This window comes from Polaromonas sp. AET17H-212, assembly GCF_002379085.1.
In the GTDB taxonomy this organism is placed as follows: Bacteria; Pseudomonadota; Gammaproteobacteria; order Burkholderiales; family Burkholderiaceae_C; genus Polaromonas.
On the sequence record NZ_NBZW01000008.1, the window covers coordinates 26450 to 42577 of the forward strand.

Sequence of the window (16128 nt, forward strand, 5' to 3'; positions counted from 1 at the left end):
ATATTCCGTTGCCCGGGTCGTGCGAGAAGCGCTGTCCACTTCTCTATCGGACGCAGGCGCCTGATCCGCTCGGGTCCAACGCCAGATCGCACGCATCACGCAGGTGGCCGAAGCGCCTGTCTCCCTGCTGGCCGGTTTGAGCGTATTTGCAGGCAAGCGCCTCAAAAAAACTAGTGAGTCAGCTCCAGCACCACCAGGTGCCCGTCCGCCATAGGCCAGGTCCGCCCAGTGATCTTCTCGCCATTGAACTCCGCCGAAATCGGGCGAACACCGTTCTGGCTCAGGTTGATCTTTGAGCTGGACACGCCCGCGCCCGCGGGCGGCACGCCCGGCAGGGCCTTGCCGTCGAATGACATCTTGTCGCGCATCGCGTCGAAGTAGCCGCGTGGCCGCGTCAGCGTGATGCTGGACTTGGCACTTTTGTCGGCGTCGGCCGGGCGGTCGGCGCGCAGGTGGATGAGGTTGCTGGAGCGCGGGAAGGGGCTGCGGTAGATGTGGGTGGTGGCATACCCTGGCGCGCTGATGACAAACTCATATTGCGTGCCGGACTGGGCGTTGAAGGGCCCCCAGACGCCGTCGGCGCCCACGGTTTTGTTGTGCACCGCGTTGCCCACGCGTGCGCCGGTGGCCGCGTCGGTGGCGTAGACCGCGAGTTGCGCGCCGGGCAACGGCAGGTTGTTCGAATAGTTGCCCGACGCCGGGTCGGTGGGCCGCAGGCCCAGGCCGGTGATCTTGCCGTTCAGCACCAGCGGTGAGTTGGGCTGGATGGCGGTGGACTGCGGCGCCCGGCCGGTGATGAAACGGTAGGTCGCCTCGAACGCCGCCGGTGAAAACGAGGTCTCGCGGTGGTCGACGCGCGCCAGCACGATATTGGTCGCGCCCTTGAGGGCCGGGCCCTCGAAGCTGACGTTGGTCGGTGTGCCTTTGGCGCCTATCCACACGCCGTCGGGCTGGGCGAACTTGTCGTTGTTGTCCGAGCGCAGGGTCAGCCACTTGACCGGCCCGGTGACTTCGTCGCCGGCGGCGTTTTTCGGGGCGTTGAGGGCGGTCAGAAAGGCACCGGTGCCGGAGAACTCATTGGCTTCGCGGAAACCCTTGATGGCCCAGACGCCGTGGTTGGGCGTGCCGCCCAGGATGGCGTGGCTCACGCGGCTGGCGCCGCCGCCGTTCTGGATGTAGTTGCGAATCGCATACCCACCGCGCGAGTTGCCGACCAGCACCACCTGCCGTGCGCCGGTGGCCTGCAACACTTTGTCTACTTCGGCCTTCAGGTAAGCCATGTGTTCCGCCGTCGAGGTGCGTCCCGGCTGGGCCTTGCCGTCTTCGTCGCGCGCCAACGGGTAAGGCAGGTCGATGGCATGCAGGCGTTCGCGTGGCCAGCCGTTGGACTCGAAGCGCCAGACCGTGCTTTGCCAGATGGAAGCGCTGTCGCCGTTGCCGTGCACAAACACGATGGGCGGGTGTTCCCCGGATGGGGGCGTCGTGGCACAGCCGGCCAGCACCAGGCCGGTGGCAGCAAGCACGAGAAGAAGGCGGCGGTGCAGCATCATGGGGTGTCTTCCCAAAGGTTTTAAAGGAGCTAGTGATTAAACGGCAGAGCTCAGTTTCTCAATACAAGCAGGGGCCGCGGATCTGGCTTTGCCAGTTCGCAGGCGCAGCGGCCCCCTCGGGGGGCAGGGAGCTACACGCAGTGAGCGACCGTGGGGGCCACATCTTTAGGCGAAGACGCCCGCCGTGTCCTGCATGCGGGCCGAGACCTCGCCCAGGTGATGCAGGGTATCGCCGAAGCTCATTTCCATCTGGGTCAGCCGCTTGAAGTAGTGGCTGACGATGTATTCGTCGGTCACGCCGATGCCGCCGTGCAGCTGCACCGCCTGCTGGCCGACAAAACGCATGGAGACGCCGAGCTGGTACTTGGCACGGGCCATGGCGGCGCGGCGTTCGGCGGCCGGCGCGTTGAGCTTGAGCGAGGCGTAATAACTCATGGAGCGGGCCAGCTCCAGCTGCATCTTCATGTCGGCCACGCGGTGGCGCAGCGCCTGGAAGCTGCTGATGACCACGCCGAACTGCTTGCGCGTGTTCATGTACTCGACGGTGATGGCCAGGGTCTTGTCCATCACGCCGACGGCTTCGGCGCAGGTGGCGGCGATGCCGACGTCGGTGGCATGCTCCAGCGCCGCCAGGCCGTCCAGCGTGATCAGTGTGGCCGGTGCGTCCTTGAGTACCACGTCGGCCGCGCGGCCGCCGTCCTGCGTGCCGTAGCCGCGGGTGCTGACGCCCTGGGCCGTGCGCTCGACCAGGAACAGCGCGATCTTGCCGTTGGCCTGCGCCGGGACGATGAAGGCATCAGCCTGGTCACCGGCAGGTACTATGTTTTTGGTAGCTGTCAGCGTCCATCCGGCGCCGGCTGGCGTCGCTTTTGCTTCACACACATCGAGTTTGTAGCGGGCGGCGCGCTCCTGCGACGCGAGCACCACCAGTGCTTCGCCGCTGGCGATGTTTGGCAGCCAGGCGGCCTTCACGGCTGGCGGTGCGTAGCCGGACAACACGGCGCCGGCGATCAGGGTCTGGGCCAGCGGCTCGAGCACGATGCCGCGACCGAGTTCCTCCATCACGACCATGCCTTCGACCGGGCCCATGCCGAGCCCGCCGTCGTCTTCAGGAATATAGAGGCCGGTCAGGCCGAGTTCGGCCAGCTGGCCGTAAGCCTCGCGCGAGAAACCGCCAGCCTTGGCAATGCCGCGGCGGCGCTCGAAGTCGTAAGCCTTGGCGACCCACTTGCCCACGGCATCGCGCAGTTGTTCCTGGTCGTTGGTGAAATCGAAATCCATGATGTCTCCTAAATGTATTTGGCAAGGTTCCAGAAATTCAGCTTTTCGGGATGAAGTGCGAGGGACCCGGAGCGCAGCAACCGGAATGTACTTGGGTACATGAGGATTGCGAGCACCGCGCAACGAAGCAATTCGCCCGAAAAATGGATTTATGAAACCTTGCTAGCCCAGAACGAACTGCGACACGATGTTGCGTTGGACCTCATTGGACCCGCCGTAAATCGTGGTCTTGCGCATGTTGAAATAGGTCGAGGCCAGCGGCGCGTCGGCCGTCATGCCGCCGGGGAAGTCGCCTTGCCAGCCGGCTTCCATGGCTTCCTCGATGAAGGGCAGGCTGTAAGGGCCGGCCGCCAGCATCATGAGTTCGGTGTAGCGCTGCTGGATCTCGCTGCCGCGGATCTTCAGCAGGCCGGCGATGTCCAGCGAGTTCTTGCCTGATTTTTCAGCCGACAGCACACGCAGCACCAGCATTTCCAGGGCCACCACATCGACTTCCATCTTGGCGATTTCGTCGCGGAAGCGCAGGTCGTCATACACGCCCTCGGCCTTGGCGATGCGTTTGAGGCGTTCGAGTTCGCGTTTGGCGCGGTTCACGTCGGCAATGTTGGTGCGCTCGTGGCTGAGCAAATGCTTGGCATAAGTCCAGCCCTTGTTTTCCTCGCCGACCAGGTTCTCGGCCGGGACTTCGACGTTGTCGAACCAGACCTCGTTGACCTCGGCCTCGCCGTCGAGCAGCACGATGGGCCGCACGGTGACGCCGGGCGACTTCATGTCGATCAGCAGGAAGGAAATGCCGGTTTGCGGCTTGCCCTCGGTGCTGGTGCGCACCAGGCAGAAAATCCACTCGCCGTACTGGCCCAGCGTGGTCCAGGTTTTCTGGCCGTTGACGATGTATTTGTCGCCGACACGTTCGGCGCGGCATTTGACCGAAGCCAGGTCCGAGCCCGAGCCTGGTTCGCTGTAGCCCTGGCTCCACCAGACCTCACCGCTGGCGATGCCGGGCAGAAAGCGTTTTTGCTGCTCGGGCGAACCGAAGGCCATGATCACCGGCGCCACCATCACCGGGCCAAACGGCACGACGCGGGGCGCACCGGCGAGTGCGCATTCTTCCTCGAACAGGTGTTTTTGCACCGCGTTCCAGCCCGGGCCGCCAAATTCCTTGGGCCAGCCATGGCCGAGCCAGCCTTTTTTGCCGAGGATTTTGGCCCAGCGCTGCATGTCGTCGCGGCTCAAACGCAGGGCGTTGTGCACCTTGTGCGAAATGTCGGCGGGCAGGTTGGCGTGAACCCAGGCGCGAATGTCTTCGCGGAATGTCTGTTCTTCGGGGGTGAAAGCGAGATCCATAAGATGCGTGTCTCCGTCGGGTTCGAGTTACTGCTGCATTTTTAGCACGGTCGTTCGGAATTTTATGTCCCAGTTGGGACAAATAGCGAGCGATTCCGCCTAGCAGAATCGGGCGCGGGCCAGCGTGTCGTTCCGCCCCGGATAATCACCCCACTTTGCCTTCCTACCGCACCATCATCAGCGCCCTCAGTGTCGGCCAGATTCTTGTCTGGGCCATCATGTATTACGGCTTTTCGTCCTTCGTGCTGCCCATGCAGCGCGACATGGGCTGGAGCCAGCCCGACATCATGGGGGCGTTCACGCTGGGCCTGATGGTCTGGGGCCTGGCGACCTATGCGGTCGGCGCGGCGATCGACCGCGGCCGCGGACGTGCCGTGCTGACCGGTGGGGCGCTGATCGGTGCCGCCGGCTGCGCGCTCTGGTCGCAGGCCTACAGCCTGCTGTTGCTGTACGCCGCCTGGGCGCTGCTCGGGCTGGCGATGGCGATGACGCTGTATGAACCTGCCTTCAGCGAAATCACCAAACGTTTCCCCGACCGCTACCGCCAGGGCATCACCACCATCACGCTGGTGGGCGGATTTGCCAGCACGCTGTCCTTTCCCGCGGCCGCGTGGCTGCTGCTCACGCTGGGCTGGCGGCCCGCGCTGCTGGTGATGGCCGGGGTCCTGCTGCTGGTGGCGCCGCTGCATGCCTGGGTGCTGCGCGGCCCCTGGAAACGCCCCGCCGTGTCCGACGGCGCTCCAGTGGAAGTGGCGCAGGACCAGGCCACGCTGCGGCAGGCCATGCAGGGCCGCACCTTCTGGTTGCTGACGGCCACCTTCACGCTGTATGCGTTTGCGCTGTCCACCGTGTGGGCGCACCTGATGCCGGCGTTCGAGTCGCGCGGGCTGTCGCAGACCGAGGCGGTGGCGGTCATGGTCTGGTTCGGCCCGGCGCAGGTGGCGGGGCGTTTTGCCTTTTTGTGGCTGGGCCGTCCGTTGAGCCACCGCAGCCTCGGGCTGATGGTGCTGGCGCTGTTTCCGCTGGCCTTGATGGTGTTTGTGCTGGGCCGCCAGCCCCTGGTGCTGGTGGGCTTTGCCGTGCTGTTTGGGGTGGCCAACGGCCTGATCACCATCGTGCGCAGCAACATCGTGCCGGACTTCTACGGCCGCGAGCATGTGGGGCGCATCAGCGGCGCGATGTCGGGCATTGCGCTGTGCACCCGCGCCGCGGCACCGTTCCTGACGGCCTGGGCCTTGCTGGGGCTGGGCGGCTACACCGGGCTGCTCTGGCTGCTGGTCGGCATGGGCGTGGTGACGCTGCTGCTGTTTGCCCTGGCCAGGCCGCCGCAGCCGTGCGCGTGATCGCGATAATCCATGCACCCATGCCCAAGCTGATGCCACGCCAACCCAAAAACATCGTGATCCTGATCTCGGGCAGCGGCTCGAACATGGCGGCCATCGTCCGCGCCGCACAGGCGCAGCACTGGCAGCAGCAGTTCGGTGCGCGTGTGGCCGCGGTCATCAGCAGCCGGCCCGACGCGGCCGGGCTGCAGCTCGCGCAGTCGCTGGACGTGGCCACGCAGGTCCTGAGTCACCAGGCGTTTGCCACGCGCGAAGCCTTTGATGCGGCGCTGATGCAACTGATCGACGCCCACCAGCCCGCGCTGGTGGTGCTGGCCGGGTTCATGCGCATCCTCACGCCAGGGTTTGTCAGGCATTACGCGGGGCGGCTGGTCAACATCCACCCCTCGCTGCTGCCGGCCTTCACCGGCCTGAACACGCACCAGCGCGCCATCGATGCGGGTTGCCGCGAGGCCGGCTGCACGGTGCATCAGGTCACCGCGGAGCTCGACCACGGCCCCATCCTCGCGCAGGCGGTCGTGCCGGTGCTGCCGGACGACACGGCGGACACGCTGGCCGCGCGCGTGCTGGTGCAGGAGCACCAGCTGTACCCCCAAGCGGTGAAAGCCTGGCTGCAGAGCCAGCCCTGAACCGGCCTGGCGGTTTTTCAGCCCGCCTTCAACTGGTGCAACGCTGCCTGGACGATGCTTGACGCATCGACCCCGAAAAAGCTGCGCAGCGCGGCGCGCGTGTCGCTGCGGCCGAAACCGTCGGTGCCCAGGGTCAGGTAGCTGCGGCCGGCCGGCAGGAAGGCGCGGATGCTTTCCGGCACGGCGCGCACATAGTCGGTGGCGGCAATGATGGGGCCTTCGCTGTCCTTGAGTAGTTCTGCGATGAACGCCTCCGGTGTGGCTTCGCCGGCCAGCGCGTGCTGCTGGCAGGCCGCGCCGTCGCGTGCGAGTTCGCTCCAGCTGGTCACGCTGTAGACCGTCACGTCCACGCCTTGCTCCGCCAGCTGCTGCGCCGCCTTGATCACCTCGGTCAAAATCGCGCCAGAGCCCATCAGTGTGATTTTCTTGAGAATTTTCGGGGTCTGGCCCTTGTCCGACGGTCGCAAGTAGCTATCAAATTTATAGCAACCGCGAACAATCCCGGTTTCCGATCCGGGCCGTAGGTCCGGCTGCGCATAGTTCTCGTTCATCAGCGTGACGTAGTAAAAAACATCCTGCTGCTCGACCATCATCTCGCGCATGCCGCGGTCAAGGATGACGGCCAGTTCGCAGGCAAAGGCCGGGTCGTAGGCCTTGCAGTTGGGAATGGTCGCGGCCACCAGGTGGCTGGAGCCGTCCTGGTGCTGCAGGCCTTCGCCGCCCAAGGTGGTGCGGCCCGAGGTCGCGCCCAGCAAAAAGCCGCGGGCACGCTGGTCGGCGGCGGCCCAGATCTGGTCGCCGACACGCTGGAAGCCGAACATCGAGTAATAAATGTAGAAGGGCAGCATCGCCAGCCCGTGCACGCTGTAGCTGGTGGCGGCCGCCGTCCAGCTCGCCAGCGCGCCGGCTTCGCTGATGCCTTCCTCGAGAATCTGGCCGTCGAGCGCCTCGCGGTAACTGAGCACCGAGCCGATGTCTTCCGGCGCGTACTTCTGGCCCACGCTGGAATAAATGCCGACCTGCTTGAACAGGTTCGCCATGCCGAAGGTGCGTGCCTCGTCGGCGACGATGGGCACGATGCGTGGTCCCAGCGCCGCGTCTTTCAGCAGGCCGCCCAGCATGCGCACAAAGGCCATGGTGGTGCTCATCTCCTTGCCGTCGGCGGCCAGCGCAAAGTTGGCGTACACCGGCAGGGCGGGGACAGGGACCATGTCGGCGCTGGTTTCGCGCTTGGGCAGGTAGCCGCCCAGCGCGGCGCGCCTGGCGTGCAGGTACTGCATTTCCGGGCTGTCTGCGGCCGGCTTGTAAAACGCCAGCTGCCTGGCTTGTTCGTCACTGAGCGGCAGGTTGAAGCGGTTGCGGAATTCGAGCAGATCGCTTTCGTCGAACTTCTTCTGCGAGTGCGTGGTCATCTTGCCCTGGCCGGCGCTGCCCATGCCGTAGCCTTTTTTGGTGTGCGCCAGGATCACCGTGGGCTGGCCGGCGTGGTTGGCGGCCGCCGCATACGCCGCGTGGATTTTCACCAGGTCGTGGCCGCCGCGTTTGAGCCGGTCGATCTGTTCGTCGGTCATGCCCTGCGCCAGCCGCGCAAGCTCTTCGTTCTGGCCAAAGAAGTTGTCGCGGTTGAAGCGGCCGTCCTTGGCGGCGAAAGTCTGCATCTGGCCATCGACGGTGTGCGCAAAGGCTTGTGTCAGTGCGCCTGTGATGTCGCGCGCAAAGAGGCCGTCCCAGTCGCTGCCCCAGACCAGCTTGATGACGTTCCAGCCGGCGCCGGCAAACAGCTTCTCAAGCTCGTCGATGATGCGGCCGTTGCCGCGCACCGGGCCGTCCAGGCGCTGCAGGTTGCAGTTGACGACCCAGACCAGGTTGTCCAGGCCTTCGCGTGCGGCCAGGGTCAGCGCGCTCATGGACTCGGGCTCGTCCATCTCGCCATCACCGAACACGCCCCAGACCTTGCGGCCCGCGCAGTCGAGCAGGCGGCGGTGCGTGAGGTAATGCATGAAACGCGCGTGGTAGATCGAGCTGATCGGGCCTATGCCCATGGAGCCGGTCGGGAACTGCCAGAAGTCGGGCATCAGGTAAGGGTGCGGGTAACTCGACAGCCCCTGTGCACCTTGTTTTGCCGCCGAGAGTTCCTGCCGGTAAAACCCCAGGTCCTTCTCGCCGAGCCGGCCTTCGAGGTAGGCGCGGGCATAGACACCGGGTGCGCTGTGCGGCTGGAAAAACACCAGGTCGCCGCGGTGCTGGCCTTCACCGAGCCCTTCGCGGGCATGAAAGAAGTGGTTGAAGCCGGTTTCAAACAGGTCGGCCGCGCTGGCATAGCTGGCAATGTGGCCGCCCAGCTCTGCGGAGCCGCCGGATTCGGCCTGGTTGGCGCGCACCACCATGGCCAGCGCGTTCCAGCGCATCAGCGAGGCCAGCCGTTCTTCCATGGCCAGGTCGCCCGGAAAAACCGGCTGCTCGTTGACGCCCACGGTGTTGACGTAGGGTGTGGCGAGTTCCGGCTTCCAGCCCACGCGTTGCTCACGCGCCAGCCGCGCCAGCTCATCGAGCAGGTAACGCGCGCGGGACGGACCCTGCGTTGCGGCCAGTGCCATGAAGGCTTCGCGCCACTCGGCGGTTTCCTGGGGATCGGTGTCGGTGAGGGGCATGGCGGGCTGCTGCAGGGCGTGAAGGGGGACGGGTGCATTCATGCCCTCCAATATAGGCCGCTTGGTGCCACATGAGCTGTCAAAATGCGTTGCAAGAAGTATTTTTTGCGGCATAAAATGCTTTGAATTGGAGAAATGAAGCGCCATGAAGCTGGATGCACTGGATTTACGGATACTCGACGAGTTGCAGCGCGACGGTTCGCTGTCCAACGTGGAGCTGGCCCGACGCGTGCATTTGAGCCCATCGCCCTGCCTGGCCCGGGTCAAGGCGCTGGAGGCGGCCAAGGTGATCGACCGTTATGTGGCGATCGCCAATGCCGCGGCGCTGGGCCTGGGCCTGAGTGTGTTCATTTCCATCAGCCTGCGCTCGCAAAACAAGGACTCGCTTGCCGAGTTCGAGCGGCGCATTGTCGAGCATGACGAGGTGATGGAGTGCTACCTCATGACGGGCGACAGCGACTACCTGATCCGGGTCGCCGTGGCCGACATCGCGGCGCTCGAAAAATTCATCCTCGAGCAGCTCACGCCGATTCCGGGCATTGAAAAAATACGCTCGAGTTTTGCGCTCAAGCAGGTGCGCTACAAAACCGCCTTGCCGCTGCCCGCGCCGTGAAGACGGGAACGCTGCTGGTCGTTCAGTGCCGGATGGGATGATTCGATCGCATTGATTTTCGCCAGCAGGTCTTCGCGGCGGATGCTGTCCTCGGGCGGCATGCTGGCGGTGCCGCCGGCCGCATCGACAAACTGGACGTAGCGCTTCGGCCCTGATGCCATCCGGCGCAGGCAGGTTTTCAGGCTTCCGAGGACTTGCGGGTTGGTCTGTTTGCGAGGCGTGTCATGCCAGATGGCGATGTGCAAGTTGAATGCATTGGGATCGTCCAGTTTTTCGGACAGGCGTATGCAGTCCGCCAGGATCTTGGTGGCGACCTCGGAGACGGCCTCGCGGTTGACCGGGCCTTCGATAAGCATCAGAAAGAGGTTCTCGTCGCAACGAACCACGGTGTCCATGTCACGCGCGGCCCGGCGCAGGATTTCGCCAATGCGCGACAGCGCGGTGCTGCGCTTGTGGTCGCTCAACTCGTCGGGGCTGGGGGCCTGGTCCAGCCAGCTCAGCATCAACAGGCCGCATTCCGAGCGTTTGCGACGCGCGCGCAGCAGCATTTGCGCAAGCCGGTTCTCGACGACCCGGGGCAGCATCAGTCCGCTGGCCGGATCATAAGTTGCCAAGGCGGTGCCGCGGTGGCTGGAAAACAGCGCGGCCCGGCTGCGCCAGGCTAGCACGAGGAAAATCCAGAGAAGCCCGAACATGGCCGACAGGACGCCGGCCACCTGCGCCGCCTCGATGTTCTGCACCCAGCCCGCGTTGTAGGAAAGCCTGGCCAGCGCTGCCAGTGCGATGGGTGCTGTTCCCAGCAACAGCAGCAGGTTCCACGCCTGCCCGCGCAGGGACATCCACACCAGGCTGCCCAGGATCGCCAGCGTGGCCAGTGCCAGCCACAGGTTGCGGAGGTCGCGCGCGATCAAATCCCGATCGATGGCCATCAGGCCGGCCATGAGCAGGCTGCCCGCTGCGACGACGGCCAGCAGCCGGTAGATGCGCGGATGGCCGCTCCTGGCGTAGCTGGCCTGGGCGCAGAACCAGGCCCCCGCGGCCAGGCTCAGCGCGGACGAGACCCAGCCCATGACCTGGTTGAGGTGTGCGCTGCCTGGCCACATGCGCCAGCCGCCGTAGCCGATCAGCACCAGCTGCGTGAACATCAGTGTCACCACCACCGCGCCCAGCCACAGAAACACCCGGTTGCGTGCCAGCGCAAACGCGGCCAGGCTCAGCATGGCCAGCACGCTGAACATGCCCCACATCAGGCCAATCACCACGCCGACGCGGGAGGCGCCGTCGACGTATTCGATGGGAGACAGCAGCATGGGCCGGCCCGTGAAGGCCCGGCGGTTCTCGAAGCGCAGGTAGTAGGTCTGCACGCGGTCAGTGCGGGTCTGCAATTCAAAGCTCGGCACGCGGGTGCGTAGTGACCAGTCGGCCGGAGCGATGGCCTCGCCGGCCGCCTGCACGAGCCAGTCGCCCCGGGGCCCGGGCGAAAAAAGGCTGGCCTTGACGAGCGTCTGGCCCGGCAGGCGGATGAACCAGGTTTGCAGGGTTTCGGTGGCCGGCAGCGAGAAGGTGGCCCAGACGTCCTGCCCGTCAGAGGTGGGCAGAACCGTGCTGGCGGTGTAGGGCTGCAAGCCCCGGGGCTCGGCGGCGGTGAAGGCCTCCGGCGAGGCGACCGTGCCTTTGGGGACGGCCACCCACCGCAGTGGTTCGGCCAGCGTGATGGTGACGCTGTCGCCGTAAAGGCGGCCAAAATCCTGCGTGTAGCCTGCCCGCAGCACCAGGCCCAGCAGCATCAGAAAAAAAATGCGCAAGCTGGCCTTTCCGTACATGTGCCTAGCTTATTGCATAACCTATTGTTTAAGCGCCTGCAGCCCGGTCGCGGACTGTCCGGTCATCACGATGTCACAAGAATTGACCACCATGCGTCTTCCTTCAACAACGGATGTCACATGCCTTATTTCCGCTTCACCCCAGTCCGTCGCCTGCTTGTTCAGTCGGTGCTGCCCGCGCTGGCCGCCGCGCTGCTGGTCACCCCGCTGCATGCGCAGACTGCCTTCCCGGCCACCCTGGCCGGCCATGTGGTCATGCCTGCGCAGTCTTTCATTGCCGCACCGAAAGACGCGCCGCAGGACCTGAAGAACGCCGGAAAATTCACCACCGGCAAACGGGTCGAAGCCCTGGGCACGGTGGAGGGTCTGTCGGCAGGCCGACCCACCGGTGTGTCGCTGCCGTTCCGGGGGCAGCCGCTGCAAGGCCACTCCGGCATCAAGACAATGCCCGACGGCAGCTTCTGGATCCTCACCGACAACGGTTCGGGCGCCAAGGCCAATTCGCCCGATTCCATGCTCTACCTGAACCGCTACGCCGTGGACTTCAAGGGCGGCAGCATGAAGCGGCGGGAAACGATTTTCCTGCACGATCCGGACAAGAAGGTGCCGTTTCGCATCGTTCACGAGGGCACGAAGCAGCGCTACCTGACCGGCAGCGATTTCGACACCGAGAGCTTTCAGATCGCCGGCGGCGCCTTGTGGATAGGCGACGAGTTCGGCCCCTTCCTGATCAAGGCCGACATGAAGGGCCGGGTGCTGGCCGTGTTTGAAACCCAGGTGGACGGCAAGCTGGTGCGTTCGCCCGACCACCCGGCCGTGACCACGCCGGGCGTGCCCGGCGGCGTGGTGGATTTCCAGGTGCGCCGCTCCAAGGGTTATGAAGGCATGGCGGCCTCGAAAGACGGCAGCAAGCTGTATGCCTTGCTGGAAGGCGCCTTGTGGGATGCGTCCACCAAGGGCAATGAAAAGCTCGACGGCAAGGACTACCTGCGCGTGCTCGAGTTCGATGTGAAGAGCGAAAGCTGGACCGGCCGCCACTGGAAATATGTGCTCGAAAACGCCAGCCATGCAATCGGTGACTTCAACATGATCGACGGCACGACCGGCCTGATCATCGAGCGCGACAACGGCGAAGGCACGGCCGACAAGGCCTGCCCCGAAGGCCAGAAAAGCAGCAACTGCTTCCACGACCTGGCCAAATTCAAGCGGGTCTACAAGGTCGAGCTCAGCGAGGCCAACGTCGGCGGCGCGCTGCGCAAGATCGGCTACATCGACCTGATGGCGATTGCCGACCCGGCCAGGCTGGCGCGCAAGCCGCTGAACAACGGCGTGTTGACCTTCCCCTTCTTCACGATCGAGAACGTGGATGTGGTCGATGCCATACACATCGTCGTGGGCAACGACAACAACCTGCCGTTTTCCAGCAGCCGCGAGCCCAACAAGGCCGACGACAACGAGCTGATCCTTCTTGAGGTCGGCGATTTTCTCAAGGCGCAGTGACGGGGCAGAGCGCGGCTGCTATTGAATCAATAGCAGCTTGCGCTCGTCCCTGCTGGGCTGGATGCCGAAAAGGTTAGATTTTTGACTGGAACACCAGGCCCGCGTGCTCGCGCAGCGCGTGGAACTTGATCTTGGGCCACTGCTGCTCAACGGCGCGCAAGGTGGCGCTGTGGTCCACCAGCAGGGTCGGTGCATCCACGGCGTCGAGCGCCACGCGGTGCGCATTGGCATCGATGAATTTTTTCAGCTCGTTCGGGTCGTCGCAGGTGACCCAGCGTGCGAGGTTGAAGTTGCTGGGCATGATGCGCGCCTTGACGCCGTATTCGTGCTCGAGCCGGTGCGCCACCACTTCAAACTGCAGCTGGCCGACGGCGCCCAGCAGCAGCAGGGAGCCGGCAATCGGCCGGAACACCTGGATCGCGCCTTCTTCACCGAGCTGGGTCAGGCCGGCACGCAGCTGCTTGCTGCGGAGCGGGTCGGCGACCTCGACCGCGCGGAACATTTCCGGCGCGAAGAAGGGCAGGCCGGTGAACTGCAGCGCTTCGCCTTCGGTGAGCGTGTCGCCGAGCTGCAGGATGCCGTGGTTCGGGATGCCGATGATGTCGCCGGCAAAAGCGGTGTCCAGCAGCTCGCGGCGCTGGCTCATGAAACTCACCACGGTGTTGGGCCGGATCTCCTTGCCGCTGCGCACCACCTTCAGGCGCATGCCGCGTGTGAACTCGCCGCTGGCCACACGCAAAAAGGCGATGCGGTCGCGGTGCGCCGGGTCCATGTTGGCCTGGATCTTGAAGACCACGCCCGAGAATTTCTTTTCCTCCGGGTGCACCACGCGTTGCAGGGCGGTGCGGTCGGCCGGCGCCGGTGCCAGGTCCACCAGCGCGTCCAGCACTTCCTGCACGCCAAAGTTGTTGATGGCCGAACCGAAAAACATCGGTGTCTGCTTGCCGGAGAGAAACGCGGCACGGTCGAATTCCGGCGAGGCGCCTTCAAGCAGCTCCAGTTCGCCCTGCGCCTGGGTGAACTCGGCACCAAAACGCCGGGCCGCTTCCGCGTTGTCCAGGCCGGCCAGGATTTCATCGTCGCCGCCGGCCTTGTCTTCGCCGGGGCTGAACACGCGCATGCGTTTTTCGCGCCTGTCGTAGACGCCGTGAAACAGCTTGCCCATGCCGACCGGCCAGGTGAAGGGCACCACGGTCATGCCGAGCTCCTGCTCGATCTCGTCCATCACGCTCATCGGGTCCTGCACCTCGCGGTCCATCTTGTTGACAAAGGTCAGGATGGGCGTGTTGCGCGCGCGGCAGACCTGCAGCAGGCGCCGCGTCTGCGGCTCGACGCCGTTGGCCGCGTCGATCACCATCAACGCGGCATCGACGGCGGTCAGCACGCGGTAGGTGTCTTCCGAGAAGTCCTGGTGGCCGGGCGTGTCGAGCAGGTTGATCACGCAGTCACGGTATTCCATCTGCATGACCGAGCTGGCCACCGAGATGCCGCGCTGCTTTTCGATCTCCATCCAGTCGGAGGTGGCGTGGCGTGCGGCCTTGCGCGCCTTGACGCTGCCGGCGATCTGGATCGCGCCCGAGAACAGCAGCAGCTTTTCCGTCAGCGTGGTCTTGCCGGCGTCAGGGTGGGAGATGATGGCAAACGTGCGGCGGCGCTTGACCTGTTTTTCGATTTCGGTGGATTCGGACATAACCCACGATTATCGTTGACGGGGGAGGGTCCCCCTGTTTCTCAGGGCGGGTGCCTTCGGCGTTGCGCTGCCCTTTTCATGACCAATAGGCGGCTGGCGTTGCCCGGGGCGGCCCGGCGCTGCGCCCGTTTGCCCTTAATCGGGTTGGCGGGTGAAGCGCGGCTGGCGCACGCCGTCGATCACCACTTCTTCATTGAACATGGCGGCCGGCCGCACCCACAGGCCGTGTTCGCCGTACAGCGCGCGGTAAAGCGTCAGGGGTTCGAGGGTTTCGCTGTGGCGCACCGTGCCCACCACTTCATACAGCAGGCCCTTGTAGTGGCGGTACAGGCCGGGCGGGGTGGTGATCAGCGGGGGGAGGTCGTCAGACATGGTCATCCAGAGGCAAGAAGGCACGCCGCGGGCCCGCGGTGGGACAATAGGGGCATGCATCCTAACGCCTTACTCGACAGTTGTGCCACGCTTCTCAAGCAGGTCCTTAAATTTGAACACCCCGCCGACATGGTCGTGTCGCGCCATTTTCGTGAGCAACGCCTCGGCCCGCGCGAGCGCGCGACCGTGGCCGAGACGATTTACGGCGTCCTGCGCAAAAAGAATCTCTACACCTACCTGGCCCAGCACGGCAGCGGCCCGACCGAGCGGCGCCTGGCCATTCTGGGTTTTGCGGCAGACCGCGATTTCCTGCTGGGCGCCCTGACGGACCAGGAAAAGGACTGGCTGTCGCGCTGCGATCAGGTCAAACCGGACGACCTGATGGAGCCGCACCGCCACAACCTGCCGGCATGGCTGGTGGAGCCGCTCAAGGCCCAGCTTGGGGCCGATTTCTGGCCGCTGGTGGAAAGCCTCAATGCGCCGGCCGGGCTGGACCTGCGGGTCAACACCCTCAAAGACAAGCGGTCAGACATCCAGAAGGAGCTGGCCAAGGCCGGCATCAAGGCCGTCGCCACGCCGTATTCCCCCTGGGGCCTGCGGCTGGCCGGCAAACCGGCGCTCAACAAGCTGGAGGCCTTCACCCGCGGCGCGATCGAGGTGCAGGACGAAGGCTCGCAGTTGCTGGCCTTGCTGGTCGATGCCAAACGCGGGGAAATGGTGGTCGATTTCTGTGCCGGCGCCGGCGGCAAGACGCTGGCCCTGGGCGCCAGCATGCGCAACACCGGCCGGCTCTACGCCTTTGACACCTCGGGCCACCGGCTCGATGCGCTCAAGCCACGGCTGGCCCGCAGCGGCCTGTCCAATGTCCACCCGGTCGCGATCGCGCACGAGCGCGACGAGCGTATCAAGCGCCTGGCCGGCAAGATCGACCGGGTGCTGGTTGATGCGCCGTGTTCGGGTCTGGGCACCCTGCGCCGCAACCCCGACCTCAAATGGCGGCACAACCCGCAGGCCATCGAGGAGCTGACCGCCAAGCAGACCGCCATCTTGCAGAGCGCTGCACGGCTGCTCAAGCCGGGCGGACGGCTGGTTTACGCCACCTGCAGCATCCTGCGCGAGGAAAACGAGGCGATCGCCGAGGCCTTCAGCGCCGCGAATAAAGAATTCACCGTCCTTGAAACCGGGCCTTTGCTGACCCATCTAGGGGTGGAAGCGGCTGAAACGCTGTGCCGCGGCCCCTACCTGCGGCTCTGGCCCTACCTGCATCAGACGGACGGCTTTTTTGCCGCAGTGTGGCAAAAGGCTTGATGATTTTGGCCGGAAAAGACGGTG

General features: G+C 65.0%; 12 protein-coding genes. 5 read left to right on the forward strand and 7 right to left on the reverse strand.

Annotated elements, in window-relative coordinates; genetic code table 11:
* Nucleotides 1-170 precede the first annotated feature (170 nt).
* The 3 genes from B7G53_RS08510 to B7G53_RS08525 all read right to left on the reverse strand — a co-directional run bounded on the left by B7G53_RS08510 (nt 171) and on the right by B7G53_RS08525 (nt 4175).
* Nucleotides 171-1547 (reverse strand): alpha/beta fold hydrolase, encoded by a 1377-nt coding sequence (locus tag B7G53_RS08510; protein WP_176491320.1) that lies wholly within the window; start codon nt 1545-1547, stop codon nt 171-173.
* A 168-nt stretch (nt 1548-1715) separates the two neighbouring features.
* Nucleotides 1716-2831: an acyl-CoA dehydrogenase family protein gene (locus B7G53_RS08520; protein ID WP_096666481.1), complete on the reverse strand. Its 1116-nt coding sequence runs from the start codon at nt 2829-2831 to the stop codon at nt 1716-1718.
* 162 nt (nt 2832-2993) lie between these two features.
* A complete protein-coding gene (locus B7G53_RS08525; protein WP_096666484.1) occupies nt 2994-4175 on the reverse strand; it encodes an acyl-CoA dehydrogenase family protein in 1182 nt (393 codons plus the stop codon).
* 155 nt (nt 4176-4330) lie between these two features.
* On the opposite strand from B7G53_RS08525, the gene B7G53_RS08530 reads away from it, so the two are divergent.
* Together B7G53_RS08530 and purN are read left to right on the forward strand one after the other, a co-directional pair.
* Nucleotides 4331-5518 (forward strand): MFS transporter, encoded by a 1188-nt coding sequence (locus B7G53_RS08530; RefSeq protein WP_096666487.1) that lies wholly within the window; start codon nt 4331-4333, stop codon nt 5516-5518.
* A 20-nt stretch (nt 5519-5538) separates the two neighbouring features.
* Nucleotides 5539-6147 (forward strand): phosphoribosylglycinamide formyltransferase, encoded by a 609-nt coding sequence (gene purN, locus B7G53_RS08535; RefSeq protein WP_255249948.1) that lies wholly within the window; start codon nt 5539-5541, stop codon nt 6145-6147.
* Between the two features lie 17 nt (nt 6148-6164).
* Here purN and mdeB read toward each other — a convergent pair whose 3' ends face one another.
* Nucleotides 6165-8840: an alpha-ketoglutarate dehydrogenase gene (gene mdeB, locus B7G53_RS08540; RefSeq protein ID WP_096666784.1), complete on the reverse strand. Its 2676-nt coding sequence runs from the start codon at nt 8838-8840 to the stop codon at nt 6165-6167.
* Between the two features lie 103 nt (nt 8841-8943).
* Here mdeB and B7G53_RS08545 point away from each other — a divergent pair, with 103 nt between their 5' ends.
* Complete coding sequence (locus B7G53_RS08545) at nt 8944-9411, forward strand: Lrp/AsnC family transcriptional regulator (RefSeq protein WP_096666489.1); 468 nt, start codon at nt 8944-8946, stop codon at nt 9409-9411.
* Here B7G53_RS08545 and B7G53_RS08550 read toward each other — a convergent pair.
* Nucleotides 9378-11216, reverse strand: coding sequence for a sensor domain-containing diguanylate cyclase (locus tag B7G53_RS08550; RefSeq protein ID WP_176491315.1), 1839 nt, complete (start codon nt 11214-11216; stop codon nt 9378-9380). The two genes, B7G53_RS08545 and B7G53_RS08550, sit on opposite strands and share 34 nt — an antisense overlap.
* Nucleotides 11217-11354: 138 nt before the next feature.
* On the opposite strand from B7G53_RS08550, the gene B7G53_RS08555 reads away from it, so the two are divergent.
* Nucleotides 11355-12734, forward strand: a complete 1380-nt coding sequence (locus B7G53_RS08555; RefSeq protein ID WP_096666495.1) for an esterase-like activity of phytase family protein — start codon at nt 11355-11357, stop codon at nt 12732-12734.
* Nucleotides 12735-12807: 73 nt separating this feature from the next.
* Here B7G53_RS08555 and B7G53_RS08560 read toward each other — a convergent pair whose 3' ends face one another.
* Nucleotides 12808-14424, reverse strand: coding sequence for a peptide chain release factor 3 (locus B7G53_RS08560; protein WP_096666497.1), 1617 nt, complete (start codon nt 14422-14424; stop codon nt 12808-12810).
* A 135-nt stretch (nt 14425-14559) separates the two neighbouring features.
* Nucleotides 14560-14796, reverse strand: coding sequence for a DUF1653 domain-containing protein (locus B7G53_RS08565; RefSeq protein WP_441338976.1), 237 nt, complete (start codon nt 14794-14796; stop codon nt 14560-14562).
* A 54-nt stretch (nt 14797-14850) separates the two neighbouring features.
* On the opposite strand from B7G53_RS08565, the gene B7G53_RS08570 reads away from it, so the two are divergent.
* Nucleotides 14851-16104, forward strand: coding sequence for an RsmB/NOP family class I SAM-dependent RNA methyltransferase (locus B7G53_RS08570; protein WP_096666503.1), 1254 nt, complete (start codon nt 14851-14853; stop codon nt 16102-16104).
* The last annotated feature ends 24 nt before the right edge of the window (nt 16105-16128 follow it).